Origin of the sequence: Terrimonas alba, assembly GCF_042434975.1 — a bacterium.
Classification (GTDB): domain Bacteria; phylum Bacteroidota; class Bacteroidia; order Chitinophagales; family Chitinophagaceae; genus Terrimonas_B; species Terrimonas_B alba.
The window spans coordinates 424021-449544 of the sequence record NZ_JBHMQM010000003.1 but is presented as its reverse complement, the minus strand read 5'-3'; the positions used below and the strand labels follow the sequence as shown (position 1 = coordinate 449544).

6 protein-coding genes are annotated in these 25524 nt (G+C 39.4%); all 6 read left to right on the top strand.

Translation table 11 applies throughout. The features are described from left to right. Window positions 1–3 precede the first annotated feature (3 nt). The 6 genes from ACFEL9_RS10820 (at window position 4) to ACFEL9_RS10795 (ending at window position 24924) form a co-directional block, all read left to right on the top strand. Window positions 4–1185 carry an AGE family epimerase/isomerase gene (locus ACFEL9_RS10820; protein WP_385889499.1) on the top strand — a complete coding sequence of 394 codons (1182 nt, stop codon included), beginning with the start codon at window positions 4–6 and terminating at the stop codon, window positions 1183–1185. Between the two features lie 23 nt (window positions 1186–1208). Then, a complete protein-coding gene (locus ACFEL9_RS10815; protein ID WP_385889497.1) occupies window positions 1209–2789 on the top strand; it encodes a sialate O-acetylesterase in 1581 nt (526 codons plus the stop codon). Between the two features lie 125 nt (window positions 2790–2914). After that, complete coding sequence (locus ACFEL9_RS10810; protein WP_385889494.1) at window positions 2915–5488, top strand: family 20 glycosylhydrolase; 2574 nt, start codon at window positions 2915–2917, stop codon at window positions 5486–5488. A 456-nt stretch (window positions 5489–5944) separates the two neighbouring features. Beyond that, a complete protein-coding gene (locus ACFEL9_RS10805; protein ID WP_385889492.1) occupies window positions 5945–6721 on the top strand; it encodes a hypothetical protein in 777 nt (258 codons plus the stop codon). A gap of 971 nt (window positions 6722–7692) precedes the next feature. Then, window positions 7693–15165 carry a SpvB/TcaC N-terminal domain-containing protein gene (locus ACFEL9_RS10800; protein ID WP_385889489.1) on the top strand — a complete coding sequence of 2491 codons (7473 nt, stop codon included), beginning with the start codon at window positions 7693–7695 and terminating at the stop codon, window positions 15163–15165. 390 nt (window positions 15166–15555) lie between these two features. Continuing rightward, window positions 15556–24924 carry a Tc toxin subunit A-related protein gene (locus ACFEL9_RS10795; protein ID WP_385889486.1) on the top strand — a complete coding sequence of 3123 codons (9369 nt, stop codon included), beginning with the start codon at window positions 15556–15558 and terminating at the stop codon, window positions 24922–24924. Window positions 24925–25524 lie beyond the last annotated feature (600 nt).

The following is a 25524-nucleotide window of genomic DNA, read 5'->3' as shown; positions in this document are numbered from 1 at the left end:
GTGATGGCGTATTCGCATAGGGATTTAATTGAGTTAAAAGAGTTTTATTCCAATCAATTACTAAATGATACTGTTCCTTTCTGGTTTCCCCGTTCATTTGATAAAGAATATGGAGGATTTTTATTGATGCGTGATGCAGACGGCAGTTTGATCGATGATGATAAAGCTGTGTGGATACAGGGAAGAGCAACCTGGTTATTATCTACTTTGTATAATACAGTTGAAAAAAAACAGGAATGGCTTAACGGTGCAAGATTGGGCTATGAGTTTTTGAATAAACATTGTTTTGATGAAGATGGCCAAATGTTTTTTCATGTAACAAGAGATGGAAGACCGATCCGCAAAAGAAGATATTTTTTCTCTGAAACATTTTATGTGATTGCGGCTGCCGCCTATGCCAAAGCAAGCGGTGATGCAGAAGCTGCAGAGAAAGCAAGATTTGTTTTTGGAAAATGCATTGAATATGCTACCACGCCGGGTTTATTGCCACCCAAGTTTACCGCTACAAGGCCATCAAAGGGAATTGGTGTTCCTATGATCCTGATGAATACAGCTCAGCAATTACGAGAAACCATTGGTGGTGATCGCTGTGATGAATGGATCAGCAAATGGATCAGTGATATCGAAACGTATTTTGTAAAAGAAGATATCAAATGTGTAATGGAACAGGTAGCGCCTGACGGCAGTATCATTGATCATATTGATGGAAGAACACTCAATCCCGGTCATGCTATTGAAGGCGCCTGGTTTATTTTACATGAAGCAAAATACCGGAACAATGATCCGCATCTGATTGAGCTGGGTTGTAAAATGCTTGACTATATGTGGGAGCGGGGATGGGACAAAGAGCATGGCGGTATTTTATATTTCCGCGACGTCTATGATAAACCGGTGCAGGAATACTGGCAGGACATGAAATTCTGGTGGCCGCATAATGAAGTGATCATTGCAACATTGCTTGCCTATTTGATGACAGGCAATGAAAAATACGCCAAATGGCATAAAATGGTGCATGGTTATTCTTACAAACATTTTCATGATAAGCGACAGGGTGAATGGTTTGGCTACCTGCATCGCGATGGAAGCATTGCCCAAACTGCCAAAGGAAATCTATTCAAAGGACCTTTTCATTTGCCAAGACAGGAATGGTATTGCATGCAAATACTTAATGAGTATCTTAAATAAAAGTTGATATTTCAATAGGTTTAATGTTTTTGCCGTTTACTATTACCGGTGTGCTGTTCGTGATAAGTGGATTATTGATGCCAAAAATAAATGCAAAAAGAATGAGATTGGTTTTGATTAGCATTTTATTCCTGCCGTTAGCTGCTGCTTCTCAATTGACGGTAGCGAAGATTTTTTCTGATAACATGATTTTGCAAAGAGATCAACCAATACATTTTTGGGGAAAAAATATTCCGGAAAATGAGGTTACTGTCTTATTTGCAAAGGAAAGTAAGATCGCAATTGTAAAAGCAGACTCATCCTGGGATGTGTATTTTAAAAAACAAAAAGCAGATACACAACCGCAATCAATCGTTGTTAAAAGCAACAATGAAAAGATTGAATTGAAGAATATTTTGATCGGTGATGTTTGGCTTTGTTCCGGTCAGTCCAACATGGAGTGGGCTATGTCAAAGGAAATGCATTTCAAAAATGAAGTAAACAATACTGATCAGCCACTAATAAGGTTATACAATCCTTCTCCTGCAGGAAGATACGTATATGGCGTAGTCTACACTGATTCATTAAATAAAAGATTAAATACTGAAGATTTTTACGAGGACGCCGATTGGCAGCTATGTGATAGCAATACTGTAAAACCGATGAGTGCTGTAGGGTATTATTTTGCAAAAAATATTGTAGAAAGCGAGAGCGTTCCAATAGGTTTGATCAATCTTTCCATAGGCGGCGCTCCAATCGAAACTTTTATAAGCAGGGCAACACTACAAAACAGTAAACAGTTTGCAGCAAAAGTAAAAGGCAATTGGTTAGAGAATGAGGCTTTGCCGGAATGGATTCGGGAAAGAAGTAAACAGAACATCGGCGCAAATAAAAATGGCTACGGTGATGATCTGGGATTAAACCATGCCTATAAACCGGGCTTTGCTTATGCAAGCGGTATAGAACCCATTATCATGATGCCCATCAAAGGTGTATTATGGTACCAGGGAGAAAGTAATTCACTGGAGCTGGCGAGGGTGAAAGAATACAGAGACCTGCTACATCTGATGATCGATGATTACCGGTCAAAATGGACACAACCCACTATGCCTTTTTACTGGGTGCAGTTATCTTCTATTGATACTACTAAGTATAAATCGCAATACTGGCCGCAATTCAGGGATGCACAAAGAAGACTTTTAAGTGAAGTGAAGAATGGAGGCATGGCGGTATGCAGTGATATTGGATTTAAAAATGACGTGCATCCCACCAATAAGAAAGCAGTTGGTGAAAGACTGGCAAGATGGGCTCTGAATAAAACGTATAAAAAAGGCATCGTCCCTTCGGGGCCGTTACCTCTGCAGGCAAAATACAATAATGGTAAAATTGTGATCAGATTTCAATACTGCGCAAACGGTTTGGAAACAGCCGACAGTCAACCACTGAGAGGGTTTTCTCTGGATGGCAAAACGGGAATAGCAGCGGGAATTCAGAAAAATACAATTGTTATACCTGTAAAAGTAAAACCTGTTTTTGTCTATTATGCATGGAAACCGTTTACTGATGCTAACCTGGTAAATTCAGAATTGTTACCGGCATCTACCTTTAAAATAAAAGTGCAATGAGGAATTACCAACAGAAATATAATATAAGATGAAATCATAGCAGGTTGTATCACCTGTTAAATTGTTATTTTACGCTTTTCATTTTTAAGAAATCAATAAATTAATTTTCACGACTAATTTTAATCATGCTCAAGAAAATAGTTAGCAGCATTTGCCTTCTAATAGCTCAGAAAATGATAATGGCGCAGGTGAATCTTCCTATTTATCCTGATTCAATATTTTCTACTTACTATCATCAGCGGGTTACGCTGCTTCAATCGTTGCCGGAAACGGAAGGCGATGTAATTTTTGTTGGTAACAGTATTACCGATGGGGGAGAGTGGAGTGAATTATTTGATGATAAACGGGTAAAGAACCGCGGCATCAGCGGCGATGTTACCGCAGGGGTCATTCGCCGTCTTGATGAAATAGCCGGCAGGCAGCCGGCAAAAGTTTTTTTAATGATAGGAACTAACGATCTGGCCAGGAATATTTCTCCGGATAGTGTAGTGAGAAATATTTTACTGTCGGTTGCTTATCTGAAGCAACAAACGCCTTCCACAAAAGTGTTTGTCCAAAGCATTTTACCCGTGAATAATATATTTGGAAAATTTAGCGGACACAGCAGTAAGGCGGAACAAATAAAAACCGTAAATGATCAGCTAAAAGAGAAGGCAGCAATAAATCATTATACGTATATCGATTTGCACACACCGTTTAGCGATGAGAACGGAAAACTAAAAGCAAATCTTACCAATGATGGACTGCACTTAAAAGGCGAAGCTTATTTATTGTGGAAACATATTGTATACCCTTATGTTCATGATCTGCAGGCGAAGCCGTCATTAATTCCATTGCCACAATTAGTAGATTGGAGAAACGGCAATTTCCCGCTTTATGCTTGTGAAACTATTGTTGTGAAAGATGATGAGCTGCAAAAGGAAGCTGAAAGGCTGAAACAATATTTGCAACAAAAAGGGTTTAAAATAAAGATTGCAAAGACAGTGAATAAGGACGAGCCATTTATTGAAATGCAGCTCGATAAAAATTTTACAGCGCCACAGTTACTGATGGAGGCTTACAGGCTCAATGTTGACCCCGGCAAAATTATCATCACAGCCAATACGGCTCATGGTATTTTCAATGGTATACAAACCCTGCAGCAATTAATGCGTGACGGAGTAATGGTCAATACCTGCGAAATCATGGACTGGCCTTCATTTTCCTGGCGGGGATATATGATTGATGTGGGAAGAAATTATCAATCTGTGGATTTGCTGAAACAGCAGATAGATATAATGGCGAAATATAAACTCAATGTTTTTCATTTTCATCCTACCGAAGATATTGCCTGGAGGATAGCCAGTAAACAGTATCCTCAACTGACCGCTCCGGAACATATGCTTCGCAATAAAGGACTGTATTATTCTGAATCCGACATTAAAGAGCTGATTGCATTTTGTAAAGAAAGGTATATAACTTTTGTTCCGGAGATCGATATGCCGGGGCATAGCGCCGCTTTTAAAAGAGCAATGAAAACCGATATGCAATCTGATTCGGGAATGGTTTATATAAAAAATATTCTGAAAGAATTTTGTACCACTTATGACATCCCTTATTTGCATATTGGCGCCGATGAGGTAAAGATCACGAATAAAAATTTTGTGCCGGAAGTAACGGCTTATGTGGAAAGTTTTGGAAAAAAAGTGATTGGGTGGGAGCCGGGTGGAAATTTTACGGATAAAACTATCCGGCAAATGTGGATGGACGATAATGCTCATGTGTCAGCAAATAAAATCATTCAATTTGTAGATTCCCGGCATTTATACCTGAATCATATGGATCCGTTGGAAAGCGTTGTCACCATCTTCAACAGGATGATCGGCAATAAAGAAAAGGGCGATGTGTCATTGCTGGGGGGCACATTATGCATGTGGCACGACAGGGCTGTTGCTAAAGAAGAAGATGTACAAAAGATGAACCCTGTTTATCCCGGAATACTTGCATTTGCGGAAAGAAGCTGGCGAGGTGGTGGTTATAAGGGATGGGTTGCCAATATTGGCGAACCGGATTCAAAACAAGCAAATGAGTTTACTGAATTTGAAGTGCGTTTGCTGGACCAACAGCAACATAATTTTTCAGGACTTCCTTTTCCGTATGCAAAACAATCAGCTATCCAATGGAAATTGTACGGACCTTATGACAATGGTGGTGATCTGTCCAGACAATTTTTGCCAGAAAAAAGTGGTGTAAATAAAATGCAGGCATCAAAAAAAGCAGTCGGGGGTACGATTGTATGGCGTCATTGGTGGGCTACATTAATAAAAGCTGTTTTGGATGGTCCTAAAGAAAACACCACCTGGTATGCCAGTACTCAAATATGGAGTGATGAGGAAAAAGTTGAAAATTTCTGGATAGGGTTTAATAATTTATCCCGTTCCCCTGCTACTGATTCACCAAAACCTGGTGCCTGGGATAATCACCAAAGCAAAGTTTGGGTCAATGGAAAATTGATCGATACCCCGGATTGGAAAAGGGGCGGACAAAGAGGGCATTCGGAAATTCCATTAATTGATGAAGGATATGAATACCGTAAGCCGACAAAAATCTTATTGAAAAAAGGATGGAATGAGGTGCTGATAAAATCGCCAATTGGTAGCTTTAAAGGCAAGGACTGGCAAAATCCGGAGAAATGGATGTTTACGTTTGTACCTGTATAATAGATGCTGAGCCTTCCCCTATTTTATGACAGAAAATTTTGAGGTGCCTATTTGATTTGTGTGCTGGACCTTGGTAAACACCTAAAGAAAGTATCGTTTTTACAAAAAAGACGAAGTACGATAATTCAAGTACGATCAAAAAGTTGAAAAACCCGGTGCTACAGAAAAAGATGAAAGTATAAACAATGTAACCGATGTTTGGACTGCAACTGAACCGTATCGGTAGCACGTACACATAATTGGTTGCGGGCTATGCTGGCCGAAGAATATATGCTGATCGACATATCGCTGTCGTCTGCTGTCCGGACTGAACGAATAATCTCAACTGTATAACTTAACTTCAACATCAGAATATCAAGCTGCTTCTGTTCCGGCGGATGTAATACAGCGGATCAGCACAACAGAAAGATTCTGACGTAAGTTGCAATGCCCTTTTCACATTAAACGATATTCGTCATGCAACACAAGAAGTCACTATTGCCGCTCGGCCTGATCTCATGGATAATTATTGAGGGATGTAAAGCACCGCCGATCACCATTACACAAAGTCAGATTGAAGCTGTTTTTACGCCTGGCAGGACCATGCGACTTTTTTGGGATAGCACCAGTCAGCCAGTCAATGTGGGAAGAACAGGAGGGCCAAACGTCTATGATTTCAGTACTCTCCCATTTGTCATGTACGATAGTTCCGAAATATTTTCTGTCAGCCAAATTCCACAACTGGCGCCACGATATCCGTCCAACGCCGTGGTCGCCAAAGAAGAAGGTGGAACTGTATATCCCGTATTTTCATTCTCAAACAGTAAGTTTTATCGTGAAGGGAGAGGTAGAATTCCCTCTGATACTACAGAGTGGTATCAACATTTCATTCCTGCAGCGGAATGGCTGCGGTTTCCGGTTACGTTCAATACCCGGTTTAGCACAACAAGCACCGTCGTTGATACGACATATGTTAACGGCATTCCCACTATCACATCATCAGATACCAGTTCCCACACGGAATATGTTGACGGTTATGGGACATTGTTGCTTCCCGGAGGATTGGCTTTCGAATGCCTGAGAATTCGGGGAGTGGCGTCGTTTCCGAAAACCTCTAAAGTGTTTCAATTCTGGACGCGGGAGGGAGCTGTAGTACTCATCGAATCAGACAATTCACAGCCTGATACCGGAGTCGTCAAAAGGGAATATGTCATCTATTTTTCTCCTCAGGCACGAAATCAGAACACTCCGTGACTGAATAACTTTGAGCTCAGGAATTAATGGTGAACTAGAATGCAAACGAAAGAACGCTGATTTAATAAAAACTTTCATCATCCTTGTTGATTAACTAGTAACACGGATTATTTGCAAGTCCGCAGTATTTAAAATTCCTGCTACAGTGAAATCATTATTCTTTACTGCGCCCGCGGCTTACAGCAACTAAAAGTAAAATGAAAACTCAGGCCCCGACGATCCATACCAAAGGACTACTCCAAAAAGAACCTCAACTGTCCTTATTGACGTTGATATCCACTTCCGCAGATTTTTCCTGTGCCATGGCCATGATTGGTGCTCACTGCCAGCCAATAAAATATTCGTTTCATTGTGAACAGTTTTACCCCGCAGTATTTGCAGTAGTTGAGAAATCACTGTTGCGATTTATCTTCCTTAAGCTATATGTCGTCAACATACAAAGTTTTGTTTCAGGCTAAATAGGTAAATCGTTTAGTTTATTTGCACTTTGTGCAGGAGTGTTTAACACAAATCCTGTCATGAACCGTGCCATTATCTGTTTTATCATTAACGCTTTTAAAGGCAGCTTCAAAAAATAAGCCATCCTGAAAAGTACTTCGGCAATGTGTAGAATAAGTAATTGGAATATCCCACCGGACAGTCTGAGCATTTGTCATTATTTGTCTTACTATTCTTTTTTCAAAATGGCCCTTAGCTATATCGAATTGTATGAACAGAAAAAGGATAAGTAAAAACGCTTACCATCCTTGATTGACCAAGTTTTGAGCCTTTCGATAGGGGTTTCCTGGTAAAATAAAGGAATGACGATTTTTTACTATTGGCGTATTCCAGCTATGCATTATATTTAAGGTAACAGGTGTCAGACCTGCCGATCCAGTCGCCGGTATCGACCCTATCTAACAACTTCCCACAAATCCTGGTCCCTTTTGTTACTACACTGAACCGCATTCCTACGCTATAACAACCTTGTTATGCAAGAAAAAAAGTCAACCCGCCAAGTTCCTTCTGCGCAAAAAGATGAAGCGAAAAATCACCAGGGTGTATTTTCAGATCAGGTCAAATCTCCATCGATACAATTACAAACCCCTCAGATTTCTTTACCTAAAGGGGGAGGTGCTATAAAAGGTATTGACGAAAAATTCCAGGTAAATGCTGTCAACGGTACTGCATCTTTTTCGATTCCCTTGCCCATTTCAAAATCACGCAGTAATGTGGCACCTGCGTTTTCTCTCAGTTATAATTCCGGGGCAGGTAATAGTTGTTATGGGTTAGGATGGAATATCGATTTCCCTTCTATTCAACGTAAAACCGATAAACAACTTCCGCTCTACAGAGATGCAGAAGAAAGTGATGTATTTATGTTTACCGGAACAGAGGACCTTGTCCCCTTTCTTAAAGAAGAAACTCCTGGCAACTGGCAACCTGTTGAATTTATTTCAGCCAACGGAGAAAAAGTGAAGCGATACCGTCCGCGAATCGAAGGAAGCTTCATACGAATTGAAAAGATAACTCCCAAAGACAATAGCAGTTTTTATTGGCGGGTCACTACTCCCGACAACACGGTCACCATTTTTGGAAGAAATGCGTATGCCCGTATTTCCAATCCGCTAAACCCTGAACATATTTTCAAATGGCTGCCGGAATTAACTTATGATGATAAAGGTAGTTGCATGGAGTTCGGGTATGTGAAAGAAGATTTACTGAATGTCCCGGGATCATTGCATGAGCAGAATCGTTTTAATAACAATGCCCCTTTCACTAATCTTTATCTGAAACGGGTAATGTATGGTAATAAGAACCCTTACTATCCAAATCCCGATTTTCCATATAATCCAAACAGGCCGGGCGATCCACAATATTTATTTGAAGTGGTTTGGGATTTTGGCGATCACCATGAAGACAATCCTAATCCTGCACCCGGAAAAAAAATAGATTGGCCCTGCCGCTTAGATCCCTTCTCTGACTATCGATCCGGATTTGAGATCAGGACCTATCGGCTCTGCAGGCGTATCTTGTTCTTCCATTATTTCAAAGAATTAAACGATAATATACATCCTGCATCTTGCCTCGTTCGATCCTTAAATCTGGAACATCGCTATTTCAACAACCAATCAGTTGTTGTTAAAGAAAAGCGTAATGCAGAAACAGATTATATTATATCGGTTCAGCAATTCGGTTATAAAAAAAGCAGAGCTTCCTATACCAGGAAAGGATTGCCACCGGTAACATTTACTTACCAGGAACCCCCATGGAAGAAAAATATAAAAGAAGGATTGCAATGGGACACTATATTAAAGAATGTTTCTTCTGAGAACACAGTTCATGCACCGGTTGGCTTAGGAAACAATTACCAATGGGTCGATCTCTGGAGTGAAGGCATTTCCGGCATTTTGACGGAACAAGCAGAAGGTTGGTTTTACAAATCGAATTTGGGTGATGGCAATTTTAGTGAAGCAAAGCCTGTTCTCCCCAAGCCTTCATTTACTGGGTTATCAACCGGACAATTGCAATTGCAGGACATCGAAGCAGACGGCAGAAAATTCATCACCAATCTTAGCGGACCGGTAAAAGGGTATTTTGAATTAAGTGATGATAATGAATGGCAGCCATTCAAACCTTTCGATCAAGTTCCCAATATCAATTTAAGCGACCCGAATACGAAATTTATTGATCTGAATGGTGATGGTAAAGCAGATCTTATTATTTCAGAAGAAAATGTTTTTACCTGGTATCCAAATCGTGGAGTGGCAGGCTATGATTCTGCTGAAACAGCATCTAAACCTTATGATGAAGAAAAAGGTGCAGCCCTTGTTTTTTCAGATGCCGAACAAAGAATTTTTCTGGCAGATATGAGTGGTGACGGTCTTACGGATATTGTCCGCATCCGAAACAGTGAAATAGTTTACTGGCCTAATTTAGGCTATGGCAGGTTTGGCTCAAAAGTGAACATGAGCAATGCTCCTGTGTTTGACACTGCTGATCATTTCAATCCTGCATACCTGCATTTGGCAGATATAAGCGGTACTGGCGCTACTGATGTTTTATACTTAGGAAAAAATCAGGGAAAGGGATGGCTGAACCTGAGTGGTAATGGATGGAGTGAAACTATCATCATCGATCCATTCTTCCATACAGAACTTCCCAATCAAATTTCCGTCGTTGATTTTTTAGGAAATGGAACCGGTTGTATTGTATGGTCATCCGCACTTCCTGCACACACAGGTTCACCCATGAGATATATCGATCTCATGGGCGATAAAAAACCTTATATCCTTTCGGCTTATCAAAACAACATGGGTAAAGAAGTAAGCTGGGATTATAAAAGTTCTACTTACTATTATTTGGAAGATAAGAAGTCGGGCAAGCCGTGGATCACCAAACTTCCGTTTCCCGTTCAGTGCCTGAGTCAGGTTCACATCAACGACAGAGTAGCCGGGACATATTTCACCAGTAAATACAGTTATCATCATGGCTATTACGACCACGCAGAAAGAGAGTTTCGGGGATTCGGCAGAGTGGAACAAACCGATACGGAAGATTTCGACCGGTTTAAATTAATCGATGCAAAAAATGTAGTAGAAGAAAAATTACATCAGCCTCCTGTAAGGACAGTTAGCTGGTTTCATACCGGAGCGTTTTTTGATAGAGAGAAAATTTTTGATCAATTTAAAGATGAATATAGGAAAGAGCTCTATGAATTCGATCTCCCTGAACCGGTGCTGCCCAAAGATTTAACCGTTGTAGAATCCATAGAAGCGCTGCGAGCCTGCAAGGGAACAATACTGCGACAGGAAGTTTATACTCTCGCTGATCCATCGAAGGAAAATCTTCACTCGGTTGCCAAACACAATTGCCTGATCAAACTACTGCAACCAACTGAAAAAAATCGCTTTGCGGTTTTCCTGGTTCAGGAAAGTGAGGCAGCCAGTTTTTATTATGAAAAAAATACAAACGATCCCCGCATTGCCCATACATTCAATCTTGAAGTAAATCGATTCGGGCAAATATTACAATCTGCAGCTGTCGTGTATGGCCGAAAAAAAAAGGACGCTTCCCTGCCTGAAGAAACGAGAAATGAACAAGACAAAACTCATGTTATTTATACCCTGAATTACTTTACCAATGATTGGGATAAGGCAGATGCTTATCGCCTGCCATTACCGGCAGAGACAAAAACATTTGAATTAACAGGAGTTCTGTCCGAAAAAGAAAAATACAGCATCAATGATCTGCTCCCTGGTTTTTCAGAAGCAATCGAAATTAAATACGAACAGCAAGCAGGCAGTTCCGAAATACAAAAACGGTTGGTTGAAAATATTGCGACTGCCTATCTCAGCAATGATTTGGAAACCCAGCTTGATTTATATTATACAGACACCCTGGGTTTTATTTCCCGCCAATATAAAATGGCATTTACTCCTTCACTTGTCAACTATTTATTTGGAGACAAGTTAACTGATAAAATGCTAGGCGATGCAAAATATGTTGAATTTGATAAAAGAAAATGGTGGGTCTCTTCAGGCAGGACGATATATTTCAACCAGGATGAAAATAAAGATGCTGCTCGACAAAGATTTTATCTGCCTGTCGCTATCGAAGATGTCTTTGAAAATGAAACAAAGATTGTCTATGATGGCTATAACCTGTTGGTGAAAGAAACACAGGATGAATTACAAAACACAACAACGGCTGAGCAATTTGATTACAGAACCTTAGCTCCTCTCAAACTTAAAGACCTTAATGATAATATCAGCGAAATAATAACAGATGAGTTGGGAATGGAGATCGCTACCTCAATTTATGGAGAGGAATCTGATCGCATGCATGGCGATGAATCGCTTACCAATTATTCCATTATTCGCCCTGCCGGCATCAACGAAGTAATTGCCGATCCACATAAGTTTTTGCAAAAGGCTACCACATTTTTTTATTACGATCTCGATGCATGGAAAGACAGAAGTGTGCCGGTTTGTTTTTGCAGCATTGTACGGGAAACACATGCAAGCGAGCTAGAAGAAGGAAAGAAAACTAATGTCTTCAGGAGTGTTGGGTATAGCAGTGGTTCAGGCCAGCTTCTTCAAACCAAAGTACAGGCAGAACCGGGAATTGCAAAGAAATGGGTGGATGGAGAATTGAAAGAAATAAGTGTTGACCAAAGATGGGTAGGTACCGGCAGAACTATTTTGAATAACAAAGGAAATCCTGTAAAACAGTACGAACCTTTCTTCAGCACTGCCTATGCTTATGAAACAGAAAAAGAATTAGTTGAGATAGGGTTTTCCTCCACACTATACTATGATGCGTTGTGCAGGAGCATAAAAACAGAGCATTCCAACGGAACATTTTCCCAAATAGAATTTGATGCATGGAAACAATTGAGCTATGATGAAAATGATACGGTATTGGAAAGTGACTGGTACAAGACAATAATGCAATCAGAAAATTTTATTGAGGAACCAAAGGATCCATTAAAAAGAGCAGCATGGTTTACTGCTAAGCATTCTGATACGCCTTCAGAAGCACATTTGGATTCTTTAGGAAGAGTAGTGTTAAGCATTACCAACAACGGCTCCAACAAAAAATATAAAACCCGTTCTACCCTCGACATTGAAAATAATCAGCTCGAAGTGATCGATGCAAGAAGAAACACCGTTATGAAATTTGAATATGACATGCTTGGCAGAATCCTGCATCAACATTCTATGGACAGCCGCGACAGGTGGCTGTTTCCTGATGCTATGGACAGGCAGGTATATGCATGGGATAGCCGCGATCACCATTTTCATTCAGAATATGATAAACTACACCGGCCGATAAAACAATGGCTGGTGGAAGATATAAACAGGATAAAGGGATTAACTGAAGAACAGATCAAAGAAAGGAAAATTGAAAAACTGATACATCTCACAATTTATGGAGAAGGGCAGCTGGGTGACAAAGAACATAATCTTCGGGGTAAACCATTTCAGAGTTATGATCAATCGGGCTTAGCACAATCAACCGGTTATGATTTTAAAGGCAATGCAAAAAGCAGTTTTAAGCAATTATCAAAAAAATATAAAGATGTTGTTGACTGGAATGTTGAAGATCCCTTCTCGCTTCTGGAAGAGGAACCGCCTTTTGTAAGTGCAGCAAAGCACAATGCTGTGAATCATCCGGTGGAAATGAAATATCATGACGGTAGCACAGTATTCTATGTTTATAATGAAGCCAATTTATTGAATAAAGTGTCTGCACATATAATCAGTCAAGGTAAGAATATACCATTCGTCGAAAATATTGACTACAATGCAAAAGGACAGCGGGAAAATATATTGTATGGCAATACTACACTTACAACATATACATACGATGAAAAAACATACCGGCTTACACAGCTCCGCACAACAAGAAAGAGAGAAATCGACCCGGGTGTTTTCAAATTTGATGTTCTGCAGGAACTAAACTATACCTACGATCCTATCGGGAATATCATACAGATCATCGACAAAGCGCAACAGGATATTTTTTTCAATAATGCAAAAATAGACCCAAGCAATGTTTTTGAATATGATGCCATCTATCGCCTCATATACTCAAAAGGACGGGAACATGTCGGCCAGAGTTTACCCTGCGATCAGTTTGATAACCATAAAATGTATAACGGCGATCTGCGGTTAACACTGAAAAGCGATAAAAATGCTATGCAGTATTATGAGCAGTTGTATGTATATGACGAGGTGGGCAATATTGAAAGAATGATCCATCGCGCCGGGATTGGACAATTTGAAAACCGGTGGACACGGATCTTTACATGCAACAGGGATAATAACCAATTAATAAGTACAGAAGTGAATGGTAGATTAACCGAATATCGATATGATGAACATGGCAATATGCTTAATCTGCAATACAACGCTGACACAAATGATTTTCGATTTGATCTTGTCTGGAATTATGCTGATCAGTTAAGCCAAATTAATTTGGAAGGTGGGGGCACTGCTTATTATGTATATGACAGTTCCGGTCAACGTGTTCGAAAGGTGATCGAAAATAAAGGAAAAATTAAAGATCGGATTTACTTAGGTAATTACGAACTGTACAAAGAGCAGAATGGCAGCGAAGAATTAAAGCGGATGACACTGCATATCATGGATGATAAGCAACGTATTGCTTTGGTGGAAAATCGTGTTAAAGGAACAGATGAAGGTTTACCATTCTTAATCCGATATCAATACAGCAACCACTTAGGCACAGCATGTTTGGAGTTGGATGAAAAAGCAGATATTATTTCTTATGAAGAATATTATCCTTATGGCAGTACAGCGTACCAGGCAACAAGAAATCAAACCGAAACGCCAAAGCGATATCGTTATACCGGGAAAGAAAGGGATGAAGAAAGTGGGCTTGAGTATCATGGGGCGAGGTATTATGCGGTGTGGTTGGGTAGATGGGTGAGCTGTGATCCTGAGGGTATATCTGATGGAGTCAATATTTATAGCTATGTAAATAACTTCCCAATAGTTTTTTATGATCAAAATGGAAGGGAAAGTAAAAAGTATACTGATGAAGATATTCGAAAAATGACCAATATGCAAATTGTTGCTTTATTGAATCATTTTTTTGGAGAAAACCTGCCGTTAGTAGTTGATTATTCAAAACGAAGAATTGAATTGCACGATAGATTAGTGAAACATTTTAAAGAGCACGATCTCTATGGATCTGAACCAATAACATCTGTCGATCCAGATCCTTATGAAATGGATATGGTTTATAGTCCCTCCTCTGGAGCATTCGGGAAAATTGGACCTCGGTCATCCGTGAAAGCTGACCAACAACAAGCTTTTGAAGAAAGCAAAGAAGTTGCAATAAACTTGGTCAACTCGATCGGGGGCACTATTGGGGCAAGAACGCCAAAGGTTGCTACTTCAAAAGGAATAGCCAAAAACCCAAGAGCTGTTATTCAATGGAACCAAAGGACCTATGAACCCAAACTTGGAACCGATAAGCCTGTAGTTCCACGTTATGCTGGATTACTTCCCGTGGCAAGAGACGAAACTCCCGCTTCAATTGAGTTTGAAAGACCTCCGAAAAAAGGAGAGGTAGCTGGCTCAGTTGGCTTTAAAAGAGAAGTTGCGGTCACAAAGCTTACAGGAGGTAAATTGGCTAGAAATCCCAATTATCCGTACGACGATTTAAGAATAGAATATATACACGATGGGAAAACATCTTGTGTACCTATTGATGTATTAGGTCCTAATGGTGAGTTTATAATAGTAGGAGGACCGGCAAAAGAAACGAACATTTCCCACCTTACTCAGAGATTACGACAATTAAAAATGGCAGCTAACTATAGAGGCGTGCAAGGTATTGCATATTTTTCTTCGGATACTTCAGAGGAAGTTATTAATAAGGCAAAAGATATTCTTGGTGAACATAATGTTCGAACGTTTGAGCTTAAATGAAAAGCTTCGACGATTTATTGGAAAAAAGTTTGGCAAAATTAATACTCCGACTGTCATATGCTAGAGCAATACATGATAGATTTCAAATTTTTCGTTTGAGATGTTTTTTTGTGCCATGGTTATGATATGTAAATGGATTGGTGATACCGTCTTAAATTTTAATTACGAACTGTTATACCTTTCTTATGGTACGCAAAAATATATTCCCTCAAAGGCCAAGTAATTAATCTGAAATATCCAGACTGCAAATTGAAGATAGGGATGCAGATTTACTTTGCCTTGATGATCATTTTATTCAGAAAGAAGTTGATTTACTAAATTCTGTAACTACCAATGCCAAAGCATATTGTGAAACTATAAAAACTATTTAAACCTCTAAAACCTTCCACCATGGAACGCAAAATATACTCCCTCAAAGGCCAAATAGTTAACCTTTCAGGAACAGGCATACCGAATTTGACAGTACAAACTTTCGATGCTGATCTCATTGGGAAAGATGATTCTCTTGTATCTGCAACCACCGATGTCGACGGATATTTTGAAATCAACTTCAGCGATGAAGATTTCCGTGAGAAATTTCTGTTTGTCAATTTTGATAAGAAGCCTGATATCTATTTCAAAATATTCAAAGATGGTAAGCTTATAAAAAATACCAGGGGCGAAACAAAATGGGACACTTGGCCAACAGATGAGGTAATAAAAATAGTGGTGGATGTAATGTCACCAATTAAGCCTGATGACAATACAAAATATTCTGTGTCGGGGTATATCACTTCTACTGAAGGTTTTCCTGCTTCAAACCTTATTGTCAAAGCTTTTGATAAAGACTTAAGAAGTGAAGAACTTCTTGGAGAGACGGTGACAAACGATCAGGGGCTATACCATATTAACTATAGCCCGGAATTTTTTACCAAAAAAGAAAAAGGCTCAGCCGATATACTGATGCGTGTGTATGATGATACCCGCAGTTTGCTTTATGAATCTTCGCTACAGGAAATCATCTGGAATGCCGCAGAAAAAGCTATTTACAACATCCAGCTAAAAAATTATACTGTCAGCCGGCTTTCTGAATTCGAGACTGTACAAAACACAATAAGGCCGGTTACCGGTGATATAAAAATAGAAGAAATAAGGGAGGATGATGAACACAGCGATATTTCCTTTCTATCTGCCGAGTCAGGCATTTCTTTTCTTAACCTAGAGTATTTTATATTAGCACATAAACTTGCTGCAATACATGGCATTAACCCACAATTCTTTTATGCACTTTTTCGCCAGAATACTCTCACAGAAACCAGCTCGGCCAATTCATCTTTAAGATTAAGCCTGCTTATTTCCCTGCAGGGTGATCTTACATCTTTATGGCTTGTCATCGTTTTGCTCCCGGCAGAAGTTATTAAGAAATCGATCGAAGAAGCAATTGCATTGAATACAGTTGCCTCTTCATTACAGAATGAAGTTGAGGCAATATTGGACGGGTTGTTAAAAAACCAAAAAGAAGCCAGGGAATATTTTGATTCACAACAAGTGGAAAAAGCTTCAGCAGCATTCGCAGCTATATCCATGAATCCATTGGACGACGGTATTTCCGGGGATGTAAAAAAATACATTGACTCAAAGCTGAATGCTGTATTAAAGGAAAAACTAAAATCCCTGTTTGCAGGAACTAATGAGACTATTCGGGTTATTGAATCGCTAAATATTGATTACAGAAAAGTCGCTGATCTGACTTTACAGGAATATCTTGATAAATACATACTTCCTTATTTACAAAAAGCAGCTGATAAAAAATGGCAGCTTAACGGCAACGACGAAATAATAAAGGATTTGCTGAATCTTAATCTGCCATTAAAGAAAAACCCCCTCTTTAATGATGAGATCCGATCTCTGAAGGTCGGGGAATATGCGCGGCTGAGTGGCATTGAACAAGAAAAAGCGGCAAAGATCAATGCACAGCAAATTGATCCGCTTTATTTCGATGTATTTCAATCCAACAAATTGCTGAATGAAGGCATTCTGACAGAGGAAGAAAACAATAATCTCTTCCTCACTTTTAGCTTAGGCAAGCTCACAGATGATCATCTACCTCTTATCCGGGTACTAAAAGAGAAATCGCTTTTTTCTGCAAGACAGCTTGTAGGTTGGGAACAAAAGGATTGGCTGAACCTTCTGCAATCTGAGAAAATATCATCGCCAAACGGAGAGAAAATGGAGGAGTATATTGATAATATGATGGCGAATCTAAAGCAGGCCTTTCCTTCGATGGCTTTGCTTTTGCCTACCCTGGCAGACCGCAAGAATACAGTGCAAAAAATAGACAGCGTTTTGCCCCTGCTAAAAAACAATTCCTGGCTTTTTCAACCCAATGGCCAAAATGAAATTAATTGGAGCGGAATAGATGATAGTAAAAGAGCAGAAATAAAAAATACGCTTGATGACCTGCTGCCGATGGTCAATACTTATAAGCATCTCGGTATTCGTGAAATACTTAAGGATGAACATATAGACATCGAAACTAAAAAGAACCGGGTTGCGTCTGTTATCGACCAATATCAAAGCTTTATCAACATGAATCCGTTCCTTGATCTTCATGAAATGAACCTGTTTGATGAAGGAGAGCTAAAGAGATTGCGCTGGAAAGGAATTGATGAGGATAATCAAAAAAATATTGTACTGCAATTAAAAGCCTATCAGCGTACACTGGCTTTAACCGGCGACGACGGACTTGCGAAAAACCTGCTTCAAAAAGGATTTGACTCAGCACAAAGCATCATTCAAAATCCGCTTTTCGTTTTTAAGAAATTAGCTGGAATCAGCGAGACTGAAGCTACGTATGTTTATGACAGGGCAGGCAAAAAGAGTCTTGCGACAAGTCATCTTGCTGAAAATCTAAGGATTGGCCTTATGGATCGGGCAGGCAATGGAATCAGGGTGTCTAATTGGAATGGAACGACTTTTAGCTATTTCAGACAGCAGGAAGATATCAGCAAGCTATTTGGCAGCCAGGATTTCTGCGATTGTGAGCATTGCCGCTCTGTTGTCAGCCCTGCCGCATATTTCGTTGAGATCATGTTTTTGATAGAACAGCATATCACAGAACCATTCTTTCAATCATCTCCCAACCACCGGCTTTCCCTCAAAAACCGCCGCCCTGATTTATGGAAATTAGAACTGACCTGTGAAAATACAAATAAACTGATACCCTATCTTGAGATCGTCAACGAGACACTTGAAAGTTTCCTGGAACAGGCCTTACATGTTTCCGATATTTATCAACGACTAAATACTGAGCAGGTGTCTTTCAATCTTCCTTTTAATATTCACTGGGAAGAACTTAGAAATTATCTTACTCATTTCTCTATAACGCTATATGACGTTTTTACGATTTTAAAAGCTCCGGATGAGGAAAGATGGCGCGAACGTTTGAATATATCGCCGGAGGAATACGACCAGATCATTGTTCCAGCACCGAATAAAGAGGCAAGAAAAAGATTTGGAATTTTGAATGATGAACAGCTGAAAAAATTTAAAGTAAAAGACTTTTTGAAATATACAGGTATTAGTCGTTCCCAGTTGGATGATTTATTGCCTCATGGCTCAAACAAACTGTTTTGCACGCATCTTCTTGATAAGATTTCGATCAGCCAGGAACAGGATGAATCGACCGACCCATTGATTAATTATATCGAATACTTATTAAAACTCGATGATAAATGCCTGGACTTTATACATCGCTTTATTCGATTATGGAAAAGAACCGGCTGGACAATCCGGGAGTTTGATATGGTTGTCACTAGTCTGAATAAAAAAAAGTTGATACCCGCGGTAGACAGTACGGTTGAAAATGGATTGATTGATGAGACAGCCATTCAACGCTGTGCGCAACTGGTAGAATTACAGGAAAGATTAAAATTAAAAACTGAAGAGTTACCCTGCCTGTATGGTTCGTTACCCAATGTCGGCTTGAAAGATAATCAAGAGAGCTTTTTCGTTCGGCTCTTTAGTAATGAAATCACAAGTATTCATTTCGGCAGTTTCATTCAGTCTTTCAGAACTCATGATAGTCAGGTTAACGCAACACTTCGTTATCTCCTTGCTGGCCTTGGAATATCAGAAACAGAATTAGTGCAACTTTTGGACCTGCTCGAACAAAAAATGTTTAGCGATGGAATCGCGGACGATGTGGAAAGAATATCCATATTATATCGCCATGCCATGGTCGCAAAAGCGTTTCGGTTTTCCATTGAAGATCTCGTATCCGTTTTAAGAATTCGGTTTGATGAACAAAAGCAATGGATCAGCTCTATTGACGACGCATTTGCTCTTATTGAATTTGAAGAAAAATTCAGATCAATACCATTCAGTATTAATGAGCTGTTATTTATTCTTAAATCGGAAGAAAAAGGAGCAGCATTATTTAAGTTACATTTTGATGAACTAAAAGTGATGACGCTGGGCATCCAAAAGGCAGCGCCCGGTAACGCAAGGATGGATTCATTAGCATCCAATCTTGGAAAATCATTGAACATTACAGCTCCATTGTTTAATAAATTATTAAAAACTGTTTGCCCTGCAATTGACGAGTTGTACAGCACAATAAGCAAAGGGTATTTTGATGATTCCGGTAATTTGAAAAAGGAAATTGAGTTGAAGGATCTTTTATCTTATATACAGGCAATTGAAAGATTATTATTCCTTTTCAGCAAATTCAACTTTAAGGATGATACGGTCAATTATATTCTTGATAATAAAGAAGTTTTTGGAATTTCATTCGATAAACTCAGATTTGAGCACCTATGTAACCTTAATGACTATGTGAAACAGGTGGCCGCGAATCCCACTAAAGCTAATGAATTGAATAAACTTTTAGCAAACCGCTCGGAAGGATGGAGTGAATTTTCGGAACTGGAAATGGATTTTCTGGCTGAAACCTGGAAAATGGACAAGAAACTGGTAGAATCTTTCAATACAAGCGGCTTATCCGGCATATTGCCCTCTACGAGTATCCAAGCCTTGAATTATATCAATAAGTGCTTATCAATGAGTAAAGTTATTGGCATCAGCTACGATTCATTTTTCAAATTAGCAACAAACCGTTTTGATGAGTTGGGCAAAGCAAAAGACATTATTATCGGCGCCTTTGTTTCGAAATACCCCGACGAAAAATTAAGAGCAGATAAGCTGGAACCTTATCGCGATAGGATGAATGTAAAAAAAAGAGACGCATTGTGCGATTTTATCCTGGCCAATAGAAAGAAATTTGAATTGGACGACCTTCATGATCTATATGCTTACTTCCTGCTGGATGTGGAAATGAGCGGATGTTTCCGGACATCGAGGATGGTAGCAGCTATTTCAAGTTTGCAACTATATGTGCATCGTTGCCTGATGAACCTGGAACGAGAGCATAAAGTGGCAGGCGGCTCAGGCACTATAAACATCGCAATAGACACACAAACTGCACAAGTGTGGGAATGGAAAAAGAATTACCGTGTATGGGAAGCAAATGAGAAAGTGCGTTTGTATCCCGAAAATTATATTCTGCCCGAGCTAAGAGATGACACAACACCTATTTTTAAAGAGCTGGAAGATGAGTTATTGCAACAAAAGATTACAAAAGAATCTGCAGAAGCAGCTTATAAAAAATACCTTTCACGGTTTGGTGAATTGGCGCGTTTAAAAATAGCGGGGAGCTATTATCATGAACAAGAAAACACTTACTATTTCTTTGGAAGAACCAATATAGATCCGCCACAGATGTATTATCGAAAATGGGTGAATGCATCAACATGGACCCCATGGGAAAAAGTAGAGTTGGCTATTGATTCACCGTATGTGAGTTGCATAAAATACCAGGGAAGGTTGTCAATCTTTTGGACAGAAGTTAAGGAGCAAGAAAAAAATACAATTTATAAAGGGAGATCATTGCCAGGAGGATATTTGTATACCATCACCTTCAAACATGCGTTTTTGAATGAGAACAATAAATGGTCTGCCCCACAAAATTTCAGCTTAAGTGATACAAGCTTGAATAACTCAGGAACATATCAGGGGTTGCATTTTGGAGGATTTTACATCAAACCAGGTGTCGATGTTGATTCCATCAATGAAAATGACATTCCTGAAGGAAGAAAATATCTCAATAGAAAATATTTTCCATTGATTATAGGAGAAAACTTATTTGCACATTATTATGAAAAACAAATAATACAGACTCCATCAGAAATAAGGGAAATAGACTTATTCAATAACATAATGATTAAAACCAGGTATATAGATTTACCGGGTGCATTAAGAAAAAAGATATGCATTCCTTCAAACACAGACTTGTTACAGTTGTATGGCTCCTCCATCGTTTCTTGCAAAACATCCCAGAACTTTCTTGAATCCTGCATTGATTATGGCTCTTACACCGCCGATTCAAATCGCTATACAGTCTCCACCTTTTCTAATCCCGATCAAGGGGAATTAAAAATAGTAGGTAGCACAAAAGGTGATTTTGTTTTTCGTATTAACAACCAGCAATATCTGTTTAAAAAGAGATCTCCTGGGGGTTCAGGCTTGCTTTATATGTTCCTACCGAATACTCCACCTTTGTCACTGTGGACAATGAAGCGCATCAGCACTTCTCTACCCGATAAATTGGGACAAATATTATTTACAAAAGGCGTCGAAGAATTTTTGGCCATTGATACGCAGAAATTACCTGAGGACGAATTGCCTTTTAAGATCAGTGATCTTAGCTATCTTGGATATCCTGTTGCTACAGAGCACATAGATTTTAAAGGAGCTTACGGGATTTACTACCAGGAATTGTTTTTTCATATCCCTTTTTTGATTGCCAGCCATTTAAATGCGGAACAGAAATTTAAAGAGGCCGATTGGTGGTACAGGAGGATTTTTGACCCCACCTCGCAAGATGTTACAGATCCGGAGAAAGACCGGAACTGGCAATACATTGAATTCAGAAAAATAGAACTGAAGAAAATGTATGCGATGCTCACCGATCCTGCTGCATTAGAAGCCAGCGAAAAAGATCCCTTTAACCCACATGCTATTGCCAGGCTACGGCTCAACGCATACCAGAAGACTATTGTAATGAAATATATCGACAACCTGCTGGACTGGGGCGATTCGCTTTTTGCCGAAGACACAGTGGAATCTATAAATGAGGCTACCATGCTTTATATTCTAGCCTCCGATATATTAGGGGAAAGACCTGTAAAGCTCGGAAAATGCAAACCGGGAGCCGAAGCAATCAACTACGACAAGATCGGCGATCTTATTGCGAACGGCTCCGATCCCTTAGTTCAATTGGAAAATTTTCATACAACGATTGAACAAAAAATGAACGGTAAAAACACACTGGAATCAATCGGGATGAGTGAGGTCCTTAGAAAGAATAGTCTGGCATCAAAACAGACCTCCGGTTCAGAACAGGGGAATTTTGGATTCGACGATTCGACGGTTCTATTGAAAGGTCTCAGAGAGCCATCCAGAATTAAGTCTTATGAGGAAATAATTGAAAGAAATAGACTAATTAAGGAAGCGTTTAAGGAAGAACCGGAGAAAGGGAAACCACAACATGTGGATTCAATAAAAGCAAGATTGAGTTTTTTTTGCGTTCCCAATAATGAAGAGTTATTAAAATATTGGGATCGGGTAAACGATCGCTTATTTAAGATCAGGAATTGCATGAACATCAGCGGAATAAGGCGTCAACTGGCACTGTTTCAACCACCAATCGACCCGATGATGCTGGTAAAAGCAAAAGCGGCAGGTTTAAGCCTGGAAGATATTCTTTCATCAATGAACAAACCGTTACCGCCATATCGTTTTTCATTCCTCCTTGAAAAGGCAAGACAGTTTACACAAACGGTTCAAGGTTTTGGCAGTGCCTTATTAAGTGCATTAGAAAAAAAAGACGTAGAAGAATTGACCCTGATCCGGTCAGTAAATGAAAAGGAAATATTAAACTTAACCATAGAGATTAAAAAGAAAGCAATCCTAGAAGCGCAGAATCAGCATCTGGCTTTGCAAGATCAGGTTAAAAATGTTCAGAATAGAGTTGACTATTACAATAACTTAATTGAAAGTGGATTGAATGATTGGGAAGGCACTGAGCAAAAGGAAAAAAATGCTGCTAAGCAATATATTATTTCTAAAAGTCTCTTAAATATACTAGCTGGAATAATTTATCAAATACCTCAAACAGGAAGCCCGTTTGCAATGAAATATGGTGGCAAAGAGGGTGGTGATAGCTTAAAGGCTTCGGGAGTAGACTATTTAGGTGATTTAGCAGCCATCTCAGAAGTAATCGCCTCCTGTACTGGTTTAGAAGCTTCATTTCAACGCCGGGAACAAGAATGGGAACAGCAATTAACGCTTGCACAACAGGAATTACTGCAGGTTCAAAAACAAGTTTTAGCTGCAGATTTCAGGGCACAGATCGCCGAAAGAGATTTAGAGATCCATCAGAAAAATATCGAGCATAATAAAGAAGTTGAAGATTTCTATAAAAACAAATTTACCAACCTCGGCTTATATAATTACCTGTCAACTACGTTGACAAGGTTATATCGGGAAGCCTATAAGATGGCTTATGAGATGGCTAAAATGGCTGAACAAACTTACCGGTTTGAAAGAGATGATAACAATATTTTTATACTTCCCGATAACTGGCAGTTTGATAAAGCAGGGCTGTTAGCAGGAGAAAAACTGATGTTGCAATTGCAGCGTCTTGAGAAAACATTTATTGAAAACAACAGGAGGAATTGTGAGATCAACCAATCATTCTCTCTTGCTTTATTGAATCCATCGGCATTATTAAACTTGAAACAAACCGGGAGCTGTAAATTTGAAATACCGGAACTTGCTTATGATATCCTTTATCCCGGCCAGTACAAACGAATTATTAAATCTGTAAGATTAACCATTCCATGCATTGCAGGGCCTTATACAAACATCAGTACAAAACTATCTTTAGTAAATAGCTGGTGCCGTAAAAATGATCAATTGGATACCAGTATCGTACAAAACCAACTGGAAAGTTTGCCTTATGGCAAAGATTCCATTACTACCAGTTCGGCCCAGAATGATAGTGGAATGTTTGAACTCAACTTCAGGGATGAACGTTACCTGCCCTTTGAAGGGGCCGGAGCCGTGAGTGAATGGAAACTGGAGCTTCCTAATGCAGTGAGGAGCTTTGATTATAATACCATATCTGATGTCGTTTTTCATATAAGCTACACGGCTAATGACGGTGGCGATTTCAGATCTGAAGTTGAAAAGCATATCAGATCTGCAAGTGAAAAAAATATAAGAGAAAGCCTGAATAAATATGAAGGAAATTTCGAGCTATTTCGTTTATTTAGTATGAAACATGATTTCCCAACAGAATTTTACAAACTGCTTCATCCCGGTGACGAGCCTCAGCAAACCAGTTTTCAAATTACTGCAAATCACCTTCCCTACTGGTTGAGTTTTCAAGATTTGAAAACAACTCCAAATGTTCAGGTATTTCTTCGACCAAAAAAGAATGAAAAAATCTTTGAAGGAAGCAACGTCATTGCGATCAATAACTCTCCGGTCACGTTCAGTGGTACGAAAAAGTTGGGAGAATTACTGGAGGCTGAAGTTACCTTGGGAGAAGTATCTCCATTTATTAATAGTAAATGGAATATCTCTTCACCAGCGAGGTCTCTTAAATCCGAGGATGTGGATGATCTATTAATATTATTCAGGTATAAGTTGTCATAACAGATTTGGTTTCTTTTTGTACAACTTCTGCTTCCCACCTTCTTTTGGAGACTTTTTTTAAGGCGGGTTAATTTCCTTTTACCAGCAAGAGAAGAAGTGCCACTAAGTTCACTGCTAAGACTGTGAACTGAACTTTTACGATCACTGCTGTAAACCTGTTGTTATGATTTAGGCGATTAATTAAATTACAACTTGAAATAAATCGCCATGGCCGGCGAATTATTCAACCTCCGGATCAACAGTTTTCGATGGTGGTTGATAACACTACATTAATCATGGAGTAAGGATTTCCCGATATATTGCCCATGGAGTTGTATTCAACAGCAACCGGGAATCGTTGGTGGCGGCAAGTCAAAGTAGCTGAGCGGCCTTTTTTTGGACGTCCATTCCGGAAGGAAGACAAAAAGAAGCGGAAGGGGTAGGTCGTTAAGTGAAACTCGACAACCAATAATATTATGTGTTATTCAGTTTACAGGCTGTGTCACGGTGAAGCAGCCGGATCGTGGATTAAAGCAGTATTTTCCCCTTGCCAGAGTAGGTACATTTTCTCTTGTTTTTCCGGGCATGGGGAGCAATGTTTGTATCAGAAGTTGATGCCCG